The organism is Curtobacterium sp. S6, assembly GCF_000710345.2.
GTDB lineage: Bacteria > Actinomycetota > Actinomycetes > Actinomycetales > Micrococcaceae > Rothia.
This window is the reverse complement of sequence record NZ_KL537414.1, coordinates 183,010-203,780: the sequence shown is the minus strand read 5'-3', so window position 1 is coordinate 203,780 and position 20,771 is coordinate 183,010. Positions and strand designations below refer to the sequence as shown.

The 20,771-nt window shown below is 64.6% G+C and carries 20 protein-coding genes; 10 read left to right on the top strand and 10 right to left on the bottom strand.

Annotated elements, in window-relative coordinates; translation table 11 throughout:
• Positions 1-111 precede the first annotated feature (111 nt).
• The 4 genes from ribH to ribD all read right to left on the bottom strand — a co-directional run bounded on the left by ribH (position 112) and on the right by ribD (position 3,725).
• Positions 112-600 carry a 6,7-dimethyl-8-ribityllumazine synthase gene (ribH, locus tag CURSPS6_RS10310; RefSeq protein ID WP_030015976.1) on the bottom strand — a complete coding sequence of 163 codons (489 nt, stop codon included), beginning with the start codon at positions 598-600 and terminating at the stop codon, positions 112-114.
• 76 nt (positions 601-676) lie between these two features.
• On the bottom strand, positions 677-1,324 hold the full coding sequence (locus CURSPS6_RS10305; RefSeq protein WP_030015975.1) for a GTP cyclohydrolase II: 648 nt from the start codon (positions 1,322-1,324) through the stop codon (positions 677-679).
• Complete coding sequence (gene ribB / locus CURSPS6_RS10300; protein ID WP_200910932.1) at positions 1,324-2,655, bottom strand: 3,4-dihydroxy-2-butanone-4-phosphate synthase; 1,332 nt, start codon at positions 2,653-2,655, stop codon at positions 1,324-1,326. Before ribB ends, CURSPS6_RS10305 begins: the two co-directional genes overlap by 1 nt.
• Before the next feature lie 17 nt (positions 2,656-2,672).
• Complete coding sequence (gene ribD, locus CURSPS6_RS10295) at positions 2,673-3,725, bottom strand: bifunctional diaminohydroxyphosphoribosylaminopyrimidine deaminase/5-amino-6-(5-phosphoribosylamino)uracil reductase RibD (protein ID WP_030015973.1); 1,053 nt, start codon at positions 3,723-3,725, stop codon at positions 2,673-2,675.
• 460 nt (positions 3,726-4,185) lie between these two features.
• On the opposite strand from ribD, the gene CURSPS6_RS12885 reads away from it, so the two are divergent.
• From CURSPS6_RS12885 to CURSPS6_RS10275, 5 genes are all read left to right on the top strand, one after another.
• Positions 4,186-4,308 carry a hypothetical protein gene (locus CURSPS6_RS12885; protein WP_268750750.1) on the top strand — a complete coding sequence of 41 codons (123 nt, stop codon included), beginning with the start codon at positions 4,186-4,188 and terminating at the stop codon, positions 4,306-4,308.
• A 358-nt stretch (positions 4,309-4,666) separates the two neighbouring features.
• Positions 4,667-5,473 carry a purine-nucleoside phosphorylase gene (locus CURSPS6_RS10290; protein WP_030015972.1) on the top strand — a complete coding sequence of 269 codons (807 nt, stop codon included), beginning with the start codon at positions 4,667-4,669 and terminating at the stop codon, positions 5,471-5,473.
• A 45-nt stretch (positions 5,474-5,518) separates the two neighbouring features.
• A complete protein-coding gene (locus CURSPS6_RS10285) occupies positions 5,519-7,246 on the top strand; it encodes a phospho-sugar mutase (protein ID WP_416371672.1) in 1,728 nt (575 codons plus the stop codon).
• Between the two features lie 53 nt (positions 7,247-7,299).
• Positions 7,300-7,971, top strand: a complete 672-nt coding sequence (gene deoC, locus CURSPS6_RS10280) for a deoxyribose-phosphate aldolase (RefSeq protein ID WP_030015969.1) — start codon at positions 7,300-7,302, stop codon at positions 7,969-7,971.
• Between the two features lie 107 nt (positions 7,972-8,078).
• On the top strand, positions 8,079-8,402 hold the full coding sequence (locus tag CURSPS6_RS10275) for a hypothetical protein (protein ID WP_051687911.1): 324 nt from the start codon (positions 8,079-8,081) through the stop codon (positions 8,400-8,402).
• A gap of 147 nt (positions 8,403-8,549) precedes the next feature.
• Here CURSPS6_RS10275 and mfd read toward each other — a convergent pair whose 3' ends face one another.
• The gene (gene mfd / locus CURSPS6_RS10270; protein WP_030015967.1) at positions 8,550-12,182 is read right to left on the bottom strand and encodes a transcription-repair coupling factor; all 3,633 of its coding nucleotides are present in this window, start codon (positions 12,180-12,182) and stop codon (positions 8,550-8,552) included.
• A gap of 263 nt (positions 12,183-12,445) precedes the next feature.
• Between mfd and CURSPS6_RS10265 the strand changes: the two genes are divergently transcribed.
• The 4 genes from CURSPS6_RS10265 to CURSPS6_RS10250 all read left to right on the top strand — a co-directional run bounded on the left by CURSPS6_RS10265 (position 12,446) and on the right by CURSPS6_RS10250 (position 15,444).
• Positions 12,446-12,946, top strand: a complete 501-nt coding sequence (locus tag CURSPS6_RS10265; protein WP_030015966.1) for a DUF2505 domain-containing protein — start codon at positions 12,446-12,448, stop codon at positions 12,944-12,946.
• 118 nt (positions 12,947-13,064) lie between these two features.
• Positions 13,065-14,432, top strand: a complete 1,368-nt coding sequence (nhaA, locus tag CURSPS6_RS10260; RefSeq protein WP_082470445.1) for a Na+/H+ antiporter NhaA — start codon at positions 13,065-13,067, stop codon at positions 14,430-14,432.
• 49 nt (positions 14,433-14,481) lie between these two features.
• Positions 14,482-15,216, top strand: coding sequence for a glycosyltransferase (locus CURSPS6_RS10255; RefSeq protein WP_035811060.1), 735 nt, complete (start codon positions 14,482-14,484; stop codon positions 15,214-15,216).
• A 33-nt stretch (positions 15,217-15,249) separates the two neighbouring features.
• Positions 15,250-15,444: a hypothetical protein gene (locus tag CURSPS6_RS10250; protein ID WP_030015963.1), complete on the top strand. Its 195-nt coding sequence runs from the start codon at positions 15,250-15,252 to the stop codon at positions 15,442-15,444.
• Between the two features lie 27 nt (positions 15,445-15,471).
• Here CURSPS6_RS10250 and CURSPS6_RS10245 read toward each other — a convergent pair whose 3' ends face one another.
• Positions 15,472-16,290: a hypothetical protein gene (locus CURSPS6_RS10245; protein WP_030015962.1), complete on the bottom strand. Its 819-nt coding sequence runs from the start codon at positions 16,288-16,290 to the stop codon at positions 15,472-15,474.
• Positions 16,291-16,767: 477 nt separating this feature from the next.
• Here CURSPS6_RS10245 and CURSPS6_RS10240 point away from each other — a divergent pair, with 477 nt between their 5' ends.
• A complete protein-coding gene (locus tag CURSPS6_RS10240; protein WP_030015961.1) occupies positions 16,768-17,445 on the top strand; it encodes a hypothetical protein in 678 nt (225 codons plus the stop codon).
• 18 nt (positions 17,446-17,463) lie between these two features.
• On the opposite strand, the gene sufU is transcribed toward CURSPS6_RS10240, so the two are convergent.
• The 4 genes from sufU to CURSPS6_RS10220 all read right to left on the bottom strand — a co-directional run bounded on the left by sufU (position 17,464) and on the right by CURSPS6_RS10220 (position 20,661).
• Complete coding sequence (gene sufU / locus CURSPS6_RS10235; protein ID WP_030015959.1) at positions 17,464-17,925, bottom strand: Fe-S cluster assembly sulfur transfer protein SufU; 462 nt, start codon at positions 17,923-17,925, stop codon at positions 17,464-17,466.
• 23 nt (positions 17,926-17,948) lie between these two features.
• Complete coding sequence (locus CURSPS6_RS10230; RefSeq protein WP_030015958.1) at positions 17,949-19,259, bottom strand: SufS family cysteine desulfurase; 1,311 nt, start codon at positions 19,257-19,259, stop codon at positions 17,949-17,951.
• Positions 19,260-19,312: 53 nt separating this feature from the next.
• Complete coding sequence (gene pth, locus CURSPS6_RS10225; protein ID WP_030015957.1) at positions 19,313-19,891, bottom strand: aminoacyl-tRNA hydrolase; 579 nt, start codon at positions 19,889-19,891, stop codon at positions 19,313-19,315.
• A 137-nt stretch (positions 19,892-20,028) separates the two neighbouring features.
• Positions 20,029-20,661, bottom strand: coding sequence for a 50S ribosomal protein L25/general stress protein Ctc (locus CURSPS6_RS10220; RefSeq protein WP_030015956.1), 633 nt, complete (start codon positions 20,659-20,661; stop codon positions 20,029-20,031).
• Positions 20,662-20,771 lie beyond the last annotated feature (110 nt).

Here is a 20,771-nt window from a genome sequence, read left to right as displayed (position 1 = left end):
CGTGCTCCGGGGATTGCTTGTCATCTTTGCACTTCCACAAGTATGTAGGGTCGGTCCGCACGAGATTTTCCGTGCGGACCGACCATGGGCTCGGAACCATGGAGCGCTTGGCTAGGCGCTGTGAGACAAGTCCCGAAGAGTCGTCGCGGTCTGCAGGGTAGCGGCCGTTACGTCGTACCCTTTATCTTCGCCGGATCCGTCCAGTCCGGCCCGGTCCAAGGCCTGCTCTTCGTCGTCACACGTCAAGACCCCAAAGCCGATCGCTTTGCCCGTGTCCAAGGCAACGCGTCCCAAGCCGTCGCACGCGGCGGCGCAGACGTAGTCGAAGTGCGGAGTGCCACCGCGAATCACGACGCCGAGGGCAACCACTCCGTCGTGCGTCCGCGCCAATTCCTGTGAGACCACCGAGAGCTCGAAGGCGCCCGCAACCCTCACGAAGGTCGCAGCTTCCTCGAGCCCCACCTGACGCAAGGCACGTTGCGCCCCGCCCAGGAGGCCGTCCATGACCTTGTCGTGCCAGGACGCGGCGACCACCGCGATTTTCAGTCCATCAACATCAAGATCATCAATATTCGTGACTGCAAGTCCGTTGCTACTCATATTTATCCTTAAACCTTTACGTATCGATACACTATGTCTCATTTTCGCGTCACGGCGTGCGGCTCCGAGGAGGGCCCTATCTGCCGATCGCGTTCAATTCAAGATGATGATCCATGCGGGCCTTCTTGGTTTTCAGGTAATTTTCGTTTTCAGGACGAGGTGCAATTTCATCAGGAACCATGCATTGGACATCAAACCCATATCCTTGCAGGGCATTGACCTTCGCAGGGTTGTTTGTCATCAAACGAAGTTTGCGAATCCCAAGACCATTCAACACGATGCCAGCTTGCTCGTAGTCGCGTTGATCCGCCTCGAACCCGAGGGCGATGTTCGCATCGACCGTATCCATGCCCTGATCCTGCAACAGATAAGCCTTCAGCTTGTTGACAAGGCCAATTCCCCGGCCCTCGTGCCCGCGGATGTAGACGACCGTCCCGCCTCCCACGGACACCTGATGCAACCCCTTGTGAAGCTGAGGGCCACAGTCGCAACGATACGATCCGAATATATCCCCGGTAGCGCATTCTGAATGCAACCTCACCAGCGGATATTCGTGCTCATCGTTCAGAATATGATCGTCCTGATCGACCGCGGTAAAACTGAGCAATTCCCGTTCGGCCGGAAACATCCAGCCACGCACCGAGAACCGACCGAAGGGTGTAGGAACGATTACCGGTTCCGTTTTTTCGATGAGATTATTGTCTTTCCTGGTGGAGATGTCCATTATGCAAGCACACTTTCACTCACAGACTTCTTATCTGACTCTCGGGCGTTGAGCCAAGAGATCATTTGTTCGATAGAAATCATCGGCAGGCAGTGCATATCGGCAAATTCCCGGAGGGCATCGAACCTCATCATGGTTCCGTCGTCGTGATTGAGTTCCGCGATGTATCCGACCTGCTCCACGCCCGCCAACCGTGCCAACTCGACGGCGGCTTCCGTGTGGCCGGCACGGGTTCGGACTCCTCCGTCGACGGCTCGGAGGGGCAACACATGCCCCGGACGGGTCACGGCCGACGCCGAGGAGGAAGGATCCGCAAGGACATTGAGGGTCTTGGCCCTGTCGTGACCGCTGATCCCCGTCGTTACCCCGTATGCGGCGTCGCACGTTACCGTGTAAGCCGTCGCCTTCGGGTCCTCATTTCGGCTGACCATCGGAGGTAGGTCCAACGCGTCGGCGCGCTCTTGCGTCATCGGCGCGCACACCACACCCGACGAGTAACGGATCATGAACCCCAGCGTCGTGGGATCGGCCAGGGCCGCTGCCCCAATCAGGTCACCTTCGTTCTCGCGATCTTCATCGTCGACGACGACCGCGAGGCCTCCGCGGGCAATGGCATGGATCGCGTCTTCCACGGAATCCAGATGCGACGTCGATTGGCCGTCACGAGGGGCGAGGTCCTTCTCAGCCCCAGGAAAGTGGTGCACCCGCCCGAAATTGCGTGACCGCGACAGATATTTGGCCACCGGATCGGTCTCCAGGTTGACGAGATCGCCGAGGCGCGCGTTTCCTAGCGTCGTCACCGAGAGAGTCGTGGGAATCACTCCGACCTCAAACCAGTGTTCATCGGAGGAGGGGGCACTGACGTTACTGATAGTCAGCGAAACCCCGTCGACGGCGATCGATCCCTTTTCCGCGATCTGCGGCGCCAACTGCCCCGGAACGCCGATGCGAATCGTGACCCATCCGTCCGCGTGACGCATGACCTCTTTAACCCTGCCGGTGGCGTCAACGTGCCCCTGAACAATGTGGCCGTCGAACCGACCGTCCGTGGTCAGGCATCGTTCCAGGTTGACCTTTGCACCTGGGCTCAGCGAGTCTAAATTACTCCGCAACATTGTTTCGCCGATGACGTCGGCGGTGAATACGTCGTCGTGGGGCCCCTTCTTGGTGGCGGTCAGGCAAACGCCGTTGACCGCCAATGATGCACCCTCAGGGATATCCCCGGCTAACTCACTCGAACGCACGAATATTCGGGCTGAACGATCGCTTCGATCGATATTTTCAACGGTACCCAGCGACTCAATAATTCCAGTAAACAAGACATCCTCCATTGAATTAACGTCATGAACTACGGTTTCAGGTGAGATAGAACGTCGCGACCCAGTATGCCTACTCCTTTCGTCGTACCATCTTGCTCACCTCCCGCCTGATCGAGTTGCAAGTCAATTCCTTCACCCAGCGTGGAGACGTTGAGGTTTCCCATCGCTGAAATTCCTGGACCTAATAGTTTGGTCGCCTGATACCAATAGACTTCATCTATCAGATCCGCCATCATGAACGATGAAATGAGGCTGGCCCCGCCTTCGAGTAGGACATGGCGGACCCCACGATCGGCAAGCTCTTTGAGCGCTTTCCCCGGTTCTCTTGTTGCTAGGTGCACAAAACCCGGGCTTCTCTTCAATGGGGCTTCTGCGGGGATGGATCGGTGGCCCATAACCACACGAAGGGGTTGATCGTCGGCTAATGACTCATCCGCGTTCCGGGCTGTCAATCGCGGGTTGTCGGCAATCGCCGTCCCGGTGCCGATGAGGATCGCGTCGACGCGCCGCCGCAACCCGTGCCCGTGCCCCCGCGCCTCTTGACCCGTGATCCACTGGCTCGTCCCGTCCGCGGCAGCGATACAACCGTCCAAGGTGCTGGCTATCTTCGCTGTCACGAAGGGCCGCCCCTCATCCTGCGCTGACCACCACCGCCCGTTGAGCTCGTGCGCCTCACGTCCGAGGCACCCTTGGCGAACCTCAACGCCGTGCTCTGTCAGGAATGCGCCTCCTCCGGCCGCTTGGGGCGTGGTATCGGATTCCGCGTAGGTGACCTTTCGGATCCCTGACGACACAATCGCTTGCGCGCAGGGTCCGGTCTTTCCCGTATGGCGACAAGGCTCCAAGGTGACATAGAGATGTGAGCCAAGCGCAGTCTGACCCGAGGCCTGAAACCTCTCGATGAGGTCGGCTTCTGCGTGGGGTGTTCCGCTTCCCCGATGATGGCCCTTCTGCAGCACCCGCCCATCCGGTCCCACAAGAACGGCGCCGACCAATGGATTGGCACCTCTCGGTCCTTGACGGGCAGCATCCAGGGCCATCTTCATTGCGCAGCGGTCAATTTCGGTAAAGGAATCGTCCATAACATCCTCCTGCTTTGAAGGCTTATGTCATTCAATACAGCAATGCCACATCACGGTTCTCGAACTCCTTACTGATGAGTTCAGAAACCTCCACATGTCCGGGCCAATCAAAGGATTGTCCTGAACGTGTTCCACGCTATAGACGGATGTTAAAAATCTCAACCCCCTTACAGAAGTTTATTCGTACCTTAAAGTAAGTTAAGTGAATCCTGAATGAATCCGGCATGCGTGAGGCTCGTCATCATTAAGGAAAGTTTCACGGCGGCTTCGCGTTCGATTTACACAAGTCCTCACCGATTCAAACGCATGCGGGTTATATCGGACTCTCCGCCTCGACGCCACAATCATCTGAATCAGATCGAAACGCGTAACAACCATTGACAACATGAAGTCAACGGGTTTTTATCAAGATGTGACCTACAACAAAGCAGGTCATTACACACCATCGAAAGGAATACTCATGAGTATCATCGACAGCATTAATTCTGCCCTCTCGAACCTCAACTCTTACCTGGGAGACGCCGTCTCTTATCTAGGACCCATCGTTAAGCCCATCCTTCAGGCCCTCGGCCTGGAGGTCTGAGAAGCCCGCAGGGGAAAGAGCGCCCGTCCACCTTGACTGTGCAGAGTAGGTGGATGGGCGCTCTTCGTGCGCTCACGCCGATTACCTAACGTTGGCGCGCCCCGGATCGATGATCCCCTGGGTTCCTCTACCGAGACCCACGCCGTGATCGAGCCTTGCCGCTCCGACGGACCAACACGGTGGTGAAGCCGTTGGCCGCCGCGAGACATTCCTCGGATGGGACAACGAGGCAGAGTAGGCGGACCGCCTCGAACACCCGCCGTCGTCCTCTTCCTATCCCCCGACATCCTGCTAGTTTGGACGGGTGAGCAACAGCGAAAATACTCTGCCCCGACGACTCCCCGGAAACTCCTCGGACATGGCCTTCGAGCCCAACCGGCTCGCCGACGAGACCGCCGCGTACATCCGGGAGCAGACCGGCGTCGAGAACTATGACTATGCCCTGACCCTGGGCTCCGGCTGGAGCGGGGCCGCCGAGCTGATCGGCCGAACCGACGCGGTGCTGCCGGCCTCCGAGGTTCCCGGCTTTCACGCCTCCGGAGTCGCCGGGCACGCGGGCACGATCACGTCCATCACGACCCCGTCCGGCCGGCACGCGCTCGTGATCGGCGCCCGGACGCACTTCTACGAGGGCCGCGGCGTCGACGCCGTGGTTCACGGGGTCCGCACGGCCGCGGCCGCCGGCTGTTCGACCATGATCCTCACCAATGGTTGCGGCGGTCTTCAGCCCACCTATAGTCCGGGCACCCCCGTATTGATCAAGGACCACATCAACCTCACGGCGGCCTCTCCCCTCATCGGGGCGCATTTCGTCGACCTGACCGATCTGTACTCCCCCCGGATCCGCGAGATCGCCCGGTCGATCGACCCCAGCCTCGAGGAAGGCGTGTACCTTCAGCTCCCGGGGCCCCACTACGAAACCCCGGCCGAGATCCGGATGGCCCGCACCCTGGGCGCGGATCTCGTGGGGATGTCCACCGCGTTGGAGGCCATCGCCGCCCGCGCCGCCGGACTCGAAGTCTTCGGAATCTCGCTGGTCACCAACCTGGCCGCCGGCATTTCCGAAACACCGTTGAACCACCACGAGGTGCTGGAGGAAGGCCGCAATGCCGGACCACGCATCTCGGCTCTGCTTTCCCAGATCATCGACCGACTGGACAGCTGAGCCCACCGCCAGCAGGAAAACAACGAGGTTTATCCCATGACACCGATGAGCGAATTGATCGATCAGGCCATGCAGTGGGTCCAGGCGGATCCCGACCCCGAAACCCAGAGGGAGCTCCTGGACCTGACCAGCCGTGCGGAGGGTGACGACGCCGTGGCCGCCGAGCTACGGGATCGCTTCTCCGGAAATCTCCAGTTCGGCACCGCCGGATTGCGCGCCGCCCTGGGCGCGGGGCCCATGCGGATGAATCGGGCCGTCGTGGCCCGAGCGGCCTACGGCGTGGCGGAATACCTCGCGGAGAGGGCCTCCCAGGAGAAGTGGGGCACGAGCGTGCGGGCCGTCATCGGCTACGACGCCCGGACCAAGTCCGACGCCTTCGCCCGGGACACCGCGGGTGTCTTCACGGCCGCCGGGATCGATGCCTTCCTCATGCCGTTGCCGCTGCCCACACCGGTCCTTGCCTGGGCCACGCGCCTGCTCAAGGCGGACGTGGGTGTCATGGTCACCGCGTCTCACAACCCGCCCGCCGATAACGGATACAAGGTCTACCTGGGTGGCCGCGCCGTCGGCGAGGATGCTCGGGGCGCCCAGATCGTGCCTCCCACGGACGCCGACATCGCCGCGAAGATCGCTTCCGCGCCGCCGGTGGATCAGATCGAGCGGGCCACGTCCGGGTGGACGACCCTGCCCGAACGCATCGCGCGGGATTACGAGCACGAGGTCACCTCGTTGATTCCCGGCATCGCGCCCGAACAACGTTCCCTCAGCGTCGTGCTGACGCCGATGCACGGCGTCGGCGGCGAGGTAATGTCCTTCGTGCTCTCCCGGTCGGGCTTCGACAAACTGCATGTGGTCCCCGAGCAGGCTCTCCCGGACCCGAAGTTCCCGACGGTCGCCTTCCCGAATCCGGAAGAGCCCGGCGCCATGGATTTGGCCCTCGAGCTCGCCCGCGTCCGCAACGCCGACCTCGTGATCGCCAACGACCCGGACGCCGACCGAGCGGCGTTCGCGATCCCCGACCCCAGCGTCGAGGGAGGCTGGAGGATCCTGCGCGGCGACGAGATCGGCGCGATCCTGGGTCGCATCATGCTCGACCGGATCCCCTCGGCGGGAGGGGCCCGCCCGTTCTTCGCGAATTCGATCGTCTCCTCCCGCCTGCTCGGCAAGATGGCGGCGGAACACGGCATCGGTCACCAGGAGACCCTCACGGGATTCAAATGGATCGCCCGGGTCCAGGGCCTCGTGTACGGCTACGAGGAGGCCCTCGGCTATTGCGTGGCTCCGGACCTCGTCAAAGACAAGGACGGCATCTCGGCGGCCCTCGTCGTCGCCGACCACGCCGCCAAGCTCAAGGACGCCGGGAAGTCGTTGCTCGACGTCCTCGACGACCTCGCGCTGCAGCACGGCGTGCACTCGACCGATCAGCTCTCCGTGCGCGTGGACGACCTCGCGCGCATCGAGGCGATGATGATTCGTCTGCGAGGGAACATCCCGACCGAGCTCGCCGGATCCCGCGTGACCGAGTTCCGGGACCTCGCCCAGGGGTCCAAGGATCTTCCCCCGACGGAAGGGATCCTGCTCCTGACCGATGACGACAGCCGCGTCATCGTGCGGCCCTCCGGGACCGAGCCCAAGCTCAAGTGCTACCTCGAGGCCGTGGTGCCCGTCGCGGAGAGGGATCGCCTCCCCGACGCCCGCGCCGCGGCTTCCGCCCGACTGACCGAGCTGCGCCACGACATCGCCCGCGCCCTCGGCGTCGACACCGAATCCTGACCACCGTCAGCCCGCCGAATCATTCGCGAACCTCCCCAGAAAATGGAGACCCCATGACCGAGAAATCCACCCCCGACAATCTGGCCGGCATGATCGACCACACCATCCTGGCCGCCGACGCCCGCGCCGCGGACGTCGAGCGGCTCTGCGACGAGGCCCGCGAACACGGTTTCGCCTCGGTGTGCGTCAATCCCATCTGGGCGAACCTCGTGGCCGAGCGGCTTCGCGGCAGCGACTCCGTGGCCTGCGTCGTCGTCGGGTTCCCCCTGGGCGCCACCACGACCGGGCAGAAGGTTCACGAAGCCACCTCCGCACTGACCGCCGGCGCCCAAGAGGTCGACATGGTCATTAACATCGCCGACGCCCTGGAGGGCGACCGCGAGGCGCTCACCGCGGACATCCGCGCGGTGGCCGACGCCGTCCACGCTCACGACGGGCTCCTGAAGGTCATCATCGAGACCTGCCTCCTCGAGGACGATCACAAGGTCCTCGCGTGCCAGGCCGCGGTCGAAGCCGGCGCGGATTTTGTCAAAACCTCGACGGGCTTCTCGACCGGCGGCGCGACCGTCGCCGACGTGAAGCTCATGCGGCTGACCGTGGGCCCCGACATCGGGGTCAAGGCCTCCGGGGGCATCCGGACTCGCGAGGATGCGCTCGCGATGATCGAGGCCGGCGCGAGCCGCATCGGGGCCTCGAAGGGGATCGACATCATCCGGGCGAGCTAAACCCCACCACTTGCTCCTATACTGGAATCAGCATGTCTATCGACCCTGCGTTGCCGCGCCCCAGTCCGGGCGGCCCAGGGGAACACACCGTCAGGATTGAGGATCACATGACCCACGCCACCGAATCGGCCTTTCGCGAAGAAGGCCAGGAGTACGCAGAGAATTCCGAGATGCGCAGCGAGAACCGCAAGGTCCGCAACCACTCCGGTGAGGGCCATCTCGTGTCGAATCTGCTCTTCTTCATTTTCTGCATGATCCTGTTCGTCGCCTCGCTGTACTGCTTCGGGCTGTGGATCTCGGATTCGAAGGCCTGGTTGCCGTTCGCCATCGCGATCGTTCTCTACGCCCTGACGTACCTCATCCCCTTCCAGGTGCTCAGCAGCAAGACCGCCAAGCATTCGACGCACGGCAAGGAGCTCACGCAGAACTAACGGCCGAGCGCGGTGCGCCTCGAACACCAACAACGGCACAGGGCCGGTTCTCCCCCACGGGAGAACCGGCCCTGTGCCGTTGTCGACCCCTTCACCGGGGCCCGAGTGACCGCGCTCGATGAAGCTAGCGGCACCGCGTGGCCCGGCTTAGGCCATGATCGCGTCGATGAAGCCTGCGACCCATTCCAGGATCGCGTCGTCCACCAGATCCTTGCCCCCGACGGGAGCCGATTTCGGCTTGGGCACCAGAATCTGTTGCTGCTCGGTGCCGGGAATCGTCTTGACCAACGCTCCGGGGTACATACGCTTCAACCGCATGTCCTTCGACTCCGGCAGATCCACGGGGTAGAACCGAATCTTGGGCCCCATGACCATGACCTCGGTCAGGCCGACCGAGCGGGCCTTGATCCTCAGGCGCGCGATCTTCAACAGGTTCTGGGCGGGCTCGGGCAGCTCGCCGTAACGGTCCCGCAGTTCGGCCGCGACCTCTTCCACGGACTCTTCGGTGGCCGCCGCCGCCAGATTTCGGTAGGCCTCCAGCCGAAGCCTCTCCCCCGGAACATAGTCGTGGGGCAAGTGGGCGTCCACGGGGAGCTCGATCTTCATCTCCGCCGGGACTTCCTCGCGCTCGTCCCCGCGGAAGTCCGCGACGGCCTCGCCCACGAGCCGCAGGTACAGATCGAAGCCGACGCCGGCGATGTGGCCCGATTGTTCTCCGCCGAGCAGATTTCCGGCGCCGCGAATCTCGAGGTCCTTCATGGCCAGTTGCATGCCCGCGCCGAGCTCGTTGTGGGCGGCGACCGCCTTGAGTCGCTCCAGGGCGACCTCGCCGAGCGGTTTCTCGAGGGGATACAGGAAGTAGGCGTAGGCGCGTTCCCGGCCTCGCCCCACGCGCCCGCGCAGCTGGTGCAGTTGCGACAGGCCGTAGTTGTTGGCGCGGTCGACGATGAGCGTGTTGGCGTTGGAGATGTCCAGGCCGGTCTCGACGATGGTCGTGCAGACCAGCACGTCGAACCTCTTCTCCCAGAAATCCACGATGATCTGTTCGAGCCGCGCCTCGCTCATTTGGCCGTGAGCCACCGCGATGCGCGCCTCCGGAACCAGTTTCTGCAGGTCGGAGGCCACCCGGTCGATCGACGACACGCGATTGTGGACGTAGAAGACCTGACCCTCGCGCATCAATTCACGACGCACGGCCGCGGCGACCTGCTTCTCCGTATGCGGCCCCACGAAGGTCAGCACGGGGTGCCTCTCCTCGGGAGGGGTGGCCAGGGTCGAGGTCTCGCGGATGCCGGTCAGGGACATCTCCAGGGTTCTCGGGATCGGCGTCGCGGACATCGCCAGGACGTCCACGTTGGTCCGCAGCGTCTTGAGCTTCTCCTTATGCTCGACGCCGAACCGCTGCTCTTCGTCGATGATCACCAGGCCGAGGTCCTTGAAGTTGATGGCCTGGGACAGCAAACGATGGGTTCCGATGACCACGTCGATGGTCCCGTCGGCGATGCCGGCCTCGACGGCCTTGGACTCCTTGGAGGTCTGGAACCGTGACAGCGTGGCGACCCTGACGGGGAAGCCGCTGAACCGCTCGGTGAAGGTCTCGGAGTGCTGCTGGGCCAGGAGCGTCGTCGGGACCAAGATCGCGACCTGCTTCCCGTCCTGGACCGCCTTGAACGCGGCGCGGACGGCGACCTCGGTCTTGCCGTACCCGACGTCGCCCGAGATCAGGCGGTCCATGGGGATCTCTTTCTCCATGTCGGCCTTGACCTCGTTGATCGTGGTCAGCTGGTCCGGGGTCTCCACGTAGGGGAAGGCTTCCTCGAGCTCGCGTTGCCACGGGGTGTCCGGCCCGAAAGCGTGTCCGCGCGAAGCCATGCGCGCGGAATATAGGCGGATCAGGTCGGCGGCGATCTCCTTGACGGCCTTGCGGGCCCGGGATTTGGTCTTCGACCAGTCGGAGCCGCCCATCTTGGACAGGGTCGGTGCGTCCCCGCCGACGTAGTTGGTCACCTGATCGAGCTGGTCGGTGGGCACGAAGAGCCGGTCGCGCGGAGCGCCCCTCTTCGACGAGGCGTACTCGAGGACCAGGTATTCCTTCATCGGCTTGGGCTGGCCCGGCTTGACCATCGCCCCGGCGATGGGACGCTGGATGAGCTCGACGAATTGGCCGATGCCGTGCTGCTCGTGCACCACGTAGTCCCCCGGCTTGAGGGCGAGCGGGTCCACCGCATTGCGACGCCGCCGCGCGGGCAATTTGCGCATGTCCCGCGTGGTGTACGGGCTGGCCTTGCCCAGCACGTCGGCCTCCGTGAGGAGCGCGATCTTCGCGTCCTCGAGCACGAAGCCCGTCCCGTGCGGGGCGGTCGTGAGCTCGATGAGCCCGGGCTGCGGTTCCGAGACGAGGTCGTCGCTGCGCGAGGCCGGAAGGTCCGCCCCCTGGAAGAGCTCCGCCAAGCGGTTCAGCGGCCCGGGGCCGTCGGTCACGGCGACGACCTGCCAGCCGTCGCGCACGTGATCACCCACGACCTCGAGCATCGCCTCGACGTTTCCGGCGAAGGTCAGGGGCGCGCGCACCGCGATGGTCAGGGTATCCGCCTCGTCGTCGATCGCGTCGTCGACGCCGAGGGACGTGACCGACCACCAGCCGACGCCCGCGTCGAGGGCCTCGGCCCTGGCGTCGGCCACCGACATGAAGCTCGCCTGGGCCAAGCCGGTCTCGTTCAGGTCGATGGGGGCCTGCTGTCCGTCGGAGGCCTGCTCCCAGGCGGCCACGAGGAATTCTTCGTTGGTCGCGACCAGATCGGCCGCCCGGGCCCGCACCTTCTCCGGTTCGAGCAGCACCGTCATCGACTCGCCGGGGAGGGACGCGATCAAGGTCGTCATGGCGTCCACCAGCAGGGGTGCCAGGGACTCCATCCCCTCGACGTAGATCCCGCCCGCGATGCGTTCGAGCATCGATTCGGCTCCCGGCAGGGAATTCTTCAGGTGGGCGGCCCGGGACATGACGTTCGGCGTGATGAGAATTTCGCGGCACGGGGGCGCGATGAGCGACGTCGGGTCCCCCTCGTCGCTGGGCGTGAAGGTTCGCTGATCCGCGACCGCGAACCACTTCATCTGATCGATCTCGTCGCCGAAGAAATCGATGCGCACCGGGTGGTCCTCGACCGGAGAGAAGACGTCCAGGATCCCACCGCGCACCGCGAATTCCCCGCGCTTGGTGACCAGGTCCACGCGGGAATATGCGGCGTTGGAGAGGGCCGCGACGGTCGCCTCGAAATCGTGTTCCTCCCCGACGCTCAGGCGCACGGGTTTCATGGACTCGAGGCTCGCGGAGATCGGCTGCAACACCGAACGGATCGGGGCGACGACCACGCGGACGGGATCCTCGGCCTCGGAGAGGCGGCGGAGCACGGCTAGGCGCTGACCGACCGTGTCGGATCTCGGCGAGAGCCGCTCGTGGGGCAGGGTTTCCCAGGCGGGGAACCGGGTCACGGCCTCGGGATCCAGGTAGGAGCCGAGAATGCCTTCCAGGTCTTCGGCCTCCCGGTCCGTGGCGGTCACCGCGAGTACCACGGGGGCATGCCCCGACCCGTCGTCGGTTGTCTCCCGCGGGGCCGCGGCCAATCCGTCCGAGATCTGGGCGACCAGGGGTGCTCGGAGCCCCTCCGCGGCGCCGATCACCGTTTCCGCGGATCGTTCGGCGGCGGGCCGCGAGGCCTGCGCGAGGACGTTGGCGAAGGTGGGTTCCTTGTCGAGGGCTTGTCGCAACCCGATGAGGCTCATAGAAGTCTGGATCCTTGGGTGGTGGTCGGTGTGGGGCGGCCAAAGGGCACACGAAGAGGCGCCCAATGACGCGGACCTGGTGGCCGAGACGGGCGTGATGCGGAGGCAATCCGCACGACCCTTACCCTACGCCCGTCCCCGCCGGTCCTACCATGCCCGCATGCTGCCGGCTTAACGACGCGGTCGTGACGCATGCGGCGCTCGTGACCATCGCCGCTAAACTGGACCACGAATCTGTTGACCACTAGGAATTGAGTGAACTCATGGCTATGCAGGAATCACACACCATCAACGCGCCGATCGATCAGGTTCTGGAGGCCTTCAGCTCGGAGGACTTCGCTCGCCACGTGGCGCAGAAGGCCGGGGTCGAGTTCGAGAGCCTGTCCGTGGACGGGGACCGCTCCGCCGCGTTCACCGTCACGACGGTCCGCGCGGTCGGCGCCGACAAGGTCCCCAGCGTGGCCCAGAAGTTCGTGGGCAACGGGGTCAAGCTGACCCAGGTCGACTCGTTCAGCGCCCCGCAGGGTGACGGTTCCCGCACCGTCGAGACCAAGATCGACGTCGCCGGCCTGCCCGTCTCCGCGACGGCCCACCAGAAGCTCACCTCGCAGGGCGAGTCGACCCTCGTCGAGGTCGAGGGCGAGGTCAAGGCCAACATTCCGCTCGTCGGCAAGAAGATCTCCGCCGCGGCCGAGCCGTACATCGGCAAGGCCCTGTCTCTGCAGAGCACGACCGCCGAAGCCTGGATCAAGAACCACGGCTAAGGGCCGGCACAGCACATCACGGCGTCGCCTTCCGACACACGGCGGTGACGGGACCACCCGTCACCCACCGGGAGGCGACGCCGCCGTCTAGAAACGCGCATCGCAGGTAGAGGGGACCATGACCGCAACGCTGCAAGACGAGGGGTACCACCAGGGCCGCTTCGGGATGAAACTCCGGGAAGGCAATACCGGTGGCCTGCTGATGATCGCCGCGATGATCCTGGGCCTTGCCTTCGCCAATACTCCGCTCGCGGACGGTTACTTTGGCCTCCGCGACGCCCACGTCGGCCTCCCCGGCGTCGATAGCGCGTTCCACACCGTCGGAGAGTGGGCCTCCGAGGGGCTTCTGGCGGTCTTCTTCTTCATGACCGGCCTGGAGCTGAAGTCCGAATTCGTCGACGGCGAGCTGCGGAGGATTCGCAAGGCCATCGTTCCGGTGGCCGCGGCCTTCGGCGGCGTCGCGATGCCCGCGATCATCTATACGGTCATCAATCTGATCTCGGGAGACTCCGCGACCCTCAAGGGCTGGGCGATCCCGACCGCCACCGACATCGCCTTCGCCGTCTCGGTGCTCGCCGTGGTCGGTTCAGCGTTGCCGACCGCGATGCGGACGTTCCTGCTGACCCTCGCGGTGGTCGACGATCTCATCGCGATCGTCATCATCGCCTTCGTGTACTCCGAAGGCGTCAATTTCCTCTACCTGGGTCTGGCCATCATCCCGGCCGCGGCCTTCTGGGTTCTGACCCACCGTTGGCCCCGCTTCTTCGCCTACAGCCGGTGGGGAGCCTGGGCCATCCTGCTCCCGATCGGCATCGTCACGTGGGTGTTGATCTATTCGGCCGGGATTCACGCGACGATCGCCGGCGTGGTCTTGGGCTTCATGGTCCCCGTCCTGCACCGCTCCACCCCGCAGGCCGGCGAGGCCCCCATCGGCTTGGCCCCGCGCCTGTCGCACCGGTTTTCCCCGTTATCCAACGGCATCGCGATCCCGGTCTTCGCGTTCTTCGCGTCGGGCGTGGCCGTCGGCGGGTGGTCCGGGATCGTCGATGCCTTCACGGACCCGGTGGCGATCGGCGTCGTCGCCGGCCTGGTGCTCGGTAAGACCATCGGCATCTTCTGCTCGACGTGGATCCTGACGCACGTGAGCGGCGCCGAGATCGACGAGGACATGTCGTGGGTGGACGTGGTCGGCCTGGCGATGATGGGAGGCATCGGGTTCACGGTGGCCTTGCTCGTGGCCGAGCTCAGCTTCGGGCTCGGAACGATCCACGACGACCACGCAAAGGTCGGTGTCCTCAGCGGATCGTTGTTGGCCGCCTTCCTCGGCGGAATCCTGCTCAGCTTCCGCAACGCCCACTACAAGAAGCTGCGCGCCGCCGGTTACCCGGTCGACACCTACGACGGGGCTCCCCCGAACCCGGACGAGGCCCGCGCCGCGGCCGCTTCCGACGAGGGGCCCACCGCCTGGGAGACCCGGCGCGGCTAACGGGCCCGTCGTCCCGGGACGACGCCCCCCCCACGAACGGAGAACCACCTTGTCAGATCCGCCGCTCTTGTCCGTCATCGTGCCGTGCCGCAATAGCGTGACCACGCTCGAGACGTTGCTCGATTCCCTGCTCGACCAACGCTCACCCGTGTCCTTCGAGGTCCTGCTCTGCGACAACGGTTCCACGGACGACCTCCGGGGATTCGCACGGAACGCCTCGACCCCTGGGATCGACCTTCGATACGTGGACGCCTCCGAACACCGCGGTGCGGCCTTCGCCCGGAATCGCGGAATCGGCGAGGCCCGTTCGGAGCATCTCGCCTTCTGCGACGCCGACGACGCCGTCGGACCGGCGTGGGTGCGCTCCGCGTTCGAGGCCCTGCAACGGATACCGGTCGTCAATGGGTCGGCCGTGCCCGTCTCACACGAGGACTTCGCAGACCCCGATCGGCTCCGCGCGTATCGGCACCGCCGGCTCCGCGGGGATGTTCCGGCGGACCTGCCGTTGGCGGGCCACGGAAATATCGCCCCGGCGCTGATGGCCGGAACCTTCGCGGCCCGCAGGAATTTCCTCCTCCAGATGGGCGGCTTCGACGCGAGCCTGTGGCGGGGCGGCGAGGACAACGACCTCTCCTACCGCATCGCCGCGACCGGGCTGTCCCTGCAGGAATCCGACGGCATGGGCATCCTGTACCGTTCCGCGTCGTCGGCGCGCTCCCGATGCCGCAAGAGCTTCCATCACGCCTTGTCCCTGGCCCTGGTCTGCGCGCGTCACGACGCCTGACACGAGGCCCGCTCGTATCGCACCCATCCGGTCGTGACCCTGGCGCGATCGCTGTGTGCCTTGGGCATGATGATCCTCGGACGGCGAGACAGGGCCGTCGAATCGGCGGTTTCCAGGGCCAGCAATTCCCTGGGCCTGCTCGAGGGCCTCGTCCGCTATAAGTATCTGTCCAGGATTCCGCCCTCGCGCGTCGGCCAGGGGCTCGGCGGGGCGTTCCCCCGGCGGTGACCGGTCCCGCGGACGTTCCTCGGGTTCTCAGTCGGTCGACGCCCCGCCGGCCTCGGCTCCCCCAGCGGAGAAGCCCGGGCGGGGACCGACGCTGGTGCTGGTCCGCGTCAGGGTCTGCCCGTTGGACAGCCAAGCGGTGGTATAGACCATCTGGCGCCCGACGTCTTCCCGGCGAGCGCGCACCATATTGCGGTAGGTCACGTTGAAGGTGCCGGAGGGCCGCGTGGTAAATCGGCGGCACCCGTCCGCCTGGTCCGTGTAGAGGTTCGGCAGACGATTGCGCCGCGCGGACCATTCGTACCACAGGGTCCACGAGCGGGTCCGCTGACCGTCGAGCCAGTCCACGAATTCGGCGGTGTTTTTCGCCTTCACGAACGGGTCGTAGCCACTGCCCGGAGCCGGGAAAAGCGTCGTCACGGTGAACCGCCGCGAGCCGTCGGTCGTGTGATTCTGGGCCGCCTCGGGCACGTGTCTGGGCGTAAACCCCGAGGACTGCCGAGCGAAGGTCGCGGCCGGATTGGCGGGGTAAAAATAGCCCGGACCGGGCGACTGCTGGCCTTCCCTTCGCGCGATCACCTGCCGAACCTCGATGCGATCGACCGAGACACCCGGCGGCAGATTCTCGATCACGACCTCGCCGGCTTGAAGGGACAGGACCTGCGTCGTGCGCGCCTGCGAGGCCTCGCCGAGCTGCCCCCAGTGGTATCCGAGCCCGCCCCAGTAGTGGGTGATTTCGGGAATGCATCGCGAGGCCGCGGCGGCGGGCACGGCGGCAGAGGCCGCGATAGCGGGAAGCGACCATGCCGCGCCAGAGACGACGGTTCGACGAGAGGGAAGGATGTTCACGGGCAACACCTCGGGATAGCGACTGAACGTTTGCCCTCTACAGATTAGGCGGTCTGTTTCAAATTTACGGGAATCGTTGCGAACACCACACCCACTCCGGGAGCAACCGCCTCCCCGGGGCCGATTTTCGGCAGAGTCGCTCGTTCCGTAGGCGCATTCGGTATGATGCTCCCCGGAAGGTACGAATGGGGCTCGATTCCACGGAGTCCGGAGACCACACTGCCTGAGAATCTGAGTGGGATCGTCCGATATAAGTACCTTCAGCGAATTCCTCCGGCACGTATTGCGCAGGGATTGAACACATGACCCCCTCAAGTTCAGGATCCTGACATTCCACGTATCTGCATCGTCAGCGGCGGCGACGAAATCCGGCAACGTTCCTACATCAACCACTCGATCTACGCGCGCGAGCACGGGCTGGATTACCGGCTCGAATGTGGAATCGACCCCCGCATCACCACCAAGTACGACTACAAAATGTCGATCGTCCGTAGACTACTCCCCCAGTACGACTGGCTCGTGTGGATCGACGACGACGCGTACTTCACCAATTTCGAATCCGACGCGATCCGCGAGATGGTGCGTGAGGCGGAACGAGACGGCAATGTCCTCGTGATCGCGGAGGGCCCCGAGGAGCCCAACGGATTCTGGTCTCGGATCAATACCGGGGTGTTTCTCCTCAAGAACTGCCCGGAAGCAGTGGCGATGCTGGAATCGATGTCCACCGTCCGGCTGGAGACAGTGCGCGAATGGTGGAACAACGCCGAATACGGCGTTTTCACCCATGGGGATCAAGATCAGATGTGGTGGTACCTGTGCACCTCGGGATTACTGGCACGAACCCGAATCGTCGGGCATCGACAGCTCAATTCGCGGGGGCACTACTACGGCGCGTCACTGCACGACGCGTTCGTGATGCACTTCTGCGGATATCCGGATAAGGCGTGGGGAGCCGCCCGGTTCGCCCGTCGGTTCCCCGACCAGGTGGGCCAGGAGTTGGTGCCCTCACATCTGCTGGACAAATATTCGGTGTCTGTGCGCGATCCTCTCGGACCGGCCCGTTACCGCGTCGTGGATACGAAGATTCGCACCGTGGGAGCGCTGAAGAAGCGTCTCCGCCCACTGGTGCATTCGTGGCGGGAACGATGCTCATGACGTAACCGCCCCGGTGCCTCAGCGCGTTACCGCAGAGGCTTCCCGCGCGGCCTCTTCCGCCGCGACCCAGGCCAGCATCGCGCATTTGACGCGAGCGACGAATTTGGAGACCCCGGCGAAGGCGGCCGCGTCGCCCATGACCTCCTCGTCGGGCTCCTCCGCGCCGCGGGACCTCAGCATGTGGCGAAAGCAATCGACCGTCTCCTGGAATTCCTCGAGGCTCATGCCGGGCGCCATCTCGGAGAGGACCGACGCCGCGGCCATGGAGATCGAACAACCATCGCCTTCCCAGGCCATCGAGGCGATGCGCTGCCCGGAATCGTCGAGAACTATGCGCACGTTGATATCGTCCCCGCACGTGGGGTTGTACTGATGGTTCTCCGCAAAGGGGCCCATCGGCGCATCGGGAAGCCCCTCCCCGGAGCGGCGGCGGGAATGGTCCAGAATGATCTGCTGGTACAGCTGTCCAAGATCGCTCATGACGTTGAAACCTGCTCTCTTGCTCAGAGTCCGAAGAATCCGCGGACGCCCGCGAGGTGCTCGAGGAATCGGTCCACGTCGTCGGTCGTGTTGTAGATGTAGGCGCTGGCTCGGGTGGATGCCGTGATCCCCAACGCCCGGTGCAGCGGCTGCGCGCAGTGGTGGCCCACACGCACGGCGATTCCTCGGGTGTCCAGCAACTGCCCGACGTCGTGCGGGTGGACGCCGTCGACGCTCAAAGACACAAGCCCGGCGCGTTCCCGGCCCGCCTCCGGGCCGAGCAGCCGGACGCCCTCGATCGCGGCCACGCCCTCCGCGAGCCTGTGTCCCAGGCTCGCCTCCCACGCGGCCACGTGGTCCATACCGATGGCCTCGAGGTAGCGCACGGCGGCGGCCCACGCGACCGCCTGCGAGACCCGTTGGGTGCCGGCCTCGAATTTCATCGGCGGTTCCATGAACTCGGCTTCCTCCATGGTCACCCGGGTGATCATGGAGCCGCCCGTGAGGAACGGCGGTAGGTCCCGCAGGAGCTCGCGGCGCCCGTAGAGCGCGCCGATGCCCGTGGGTCCCAGCATTTTATGTCCGGAAAACGCGGCGAAGTCGACGCCGAGCCGCGCGAAGTTGACCGGCAGGTGCGGCACGGACTGGCACGCGTCCAGAACCGTCAGCGCGTCGTGCCGTCGCGCCAGGGCCACGAGACGGTCGACGTCGGTAATGGACCCCAAAACGTTCGATACGTGCGTGAAGGCCACGATTCGGGTGGCCGGCCCGATAACGTCCTCGGCGGCCTCGTAGTCCAGGAGCCCGTCCTCGCCGAGCGGAACGTAGCGAAGCGTCGCACCGGTCCGGGCGGCGAGCTGTTGCCACGGAATGAGATTCGCGTGGTGCTCCATCTCGGTGGTCACGATCTCGTCCCCCGGCCCCAGCGCGAACCGGGCCGCCTCGGCTCCGCCCAAACCCGCCGAGGCATTGGATAACGAATACGACAGCAGATTCAGCGCCTCGGTCGCGTTCGAGGTCCAGACGATCTCCTCGGTCTGCGCGCCGACGAATCCGGCGATGGTTTCGCGGGCGTCCTCGAAGGCATCCGTCGCCTCGACGGCCAGGGAATGCGCCCCGCGATGAACCGCCGAGTTGCGCCGCTCGTAGTACTCACGTTCGGCGTCCAGCACCTGCGTGGGGTTTTGACTGGTCGCCCCCGTATCCAGGTAGACGAGCCGCTGGCCATCGACGGTCCGGTTCAGGATCGGGAAGTCGTGTTTGAGCTGGGCGACCGCGGCGTCATCGAGGGGGCCTGTGGCCGAGGGAAGGGTCTGTGTCGTCGCATCACTCATGTGTTCCATCCTATGACCTGACGCGGGACGCACGACCGTCGCGGACACACGCCTTAACGGGCGTGGTACTTCTGCTGCGCCTCGGTGAGCCCGGCGGTCATGACCATCTCGACGGCGTCCGCGGCGTCAACCAAGAGCGACGGCAACTCCTTGGATTCCGTGCTGGAGAAGGCCTTGAGGACGTAATCCGCGGTGTCCATCCGGCCGGGAGGGCGCCCTACGCCCACACGTACGCGCACGTAATCCTTGGTATTGAGGGCCTTCGAGATGTCGCGCAGGCCGTTGTGCCCGCCTTCGCCGCCGCCCTTTTTGATCTTGAGGGTGTCGAAGGGAATGTCGATCTCGTCGTGAACCGCCAGGATCCGCTCGGGGGCAACATCGTAGAACTTGGCCAGGGCCGAGGTGGGGCCGCCCGAGGTATTCATGTAACCGGTGGACTTGGCCAGAACCACGCGGGGACCGCCGATGCCCAGCCGGCCCTCGACGACGACCGCGCCGGACTTATGCCGCTTGAAGGACGCCCCCATACTGCGGGCCATCGTGTCCACGACCATGTGACCGACGTTGTGCCGGGTATTGGCATATTGTGGGCCGGGATTTCCCAGCCCCATCACGAGCCACGTCTCGCTCACGGCTATGCTCCTCGCTTCCGGTAACACCGGGTGTAGATGGTGTGGTCCATTCTCCCGCGGCGGGCACTTCCATGGCACTCGGACACGGGAAAGGCCCGTCGATCGGGATCGACGGGCCTTTCTCAGGCGGTGGAGTTTTACTCGTCGCCCGACTCGTCCTCGGAAGACTCTTCGCCTTCCTCGGCGGTCTCTTCGCCTTCTTCGGTCTCTTCCTCTTCGCCGAGGTCCTGCTCGACCTCTTCGGAGACGTTGACGATCAGAAGCTCGGGGTCCGACGCGAGGTTAACGCCCTCGGGTAGCTCGAGGTCACCGGCGGTGACGTGCTCGCCATCGCTACGGCCTTCGATGTCCACGAGAACCTCTTCGGGAACGTCCAGGGCGTCGACGTCCACGAGGACGACCTGCTCCGGCTGGGTCCAGAGGTTACCGGGGGCAACCTCGCCCTCGACGGTGACGGGGATTTCGACCTCGACGCGCTCGCCGCGGCGAACGGTCAGGAGGTCGAGGTGGTAAATCTCCGGGCGGATCGCGTGACGCTGGATGTCCTTGATCATCGCCAAGTGATTCTTGCCCTCGATGTCCAGGGAAAGGACAGCGTTGGGGTTACGTGCGGCCAGCATGGTCTCGTGGCCGGGAAGGATGATGTGGATCGGCTCGGCGCCGTGGCCGTAGATCACGGCGGGAACCTTCGCGTCGCGACGGATGCGGCGGGCGGCGCCCTTACCGAATTCGTGACGCTCTTCAGCGGAGAGCTTGGTGCGGTCAGCCATGCTGGACCACCTTTCTAATCGGAACGAATTACCTGTGCGCCAAGTTGAAAGCTAACTGGCGCGGTTCCGTACGGGGAGAAACCCGCGGTGTGCTCGCTGACCAGCCATCG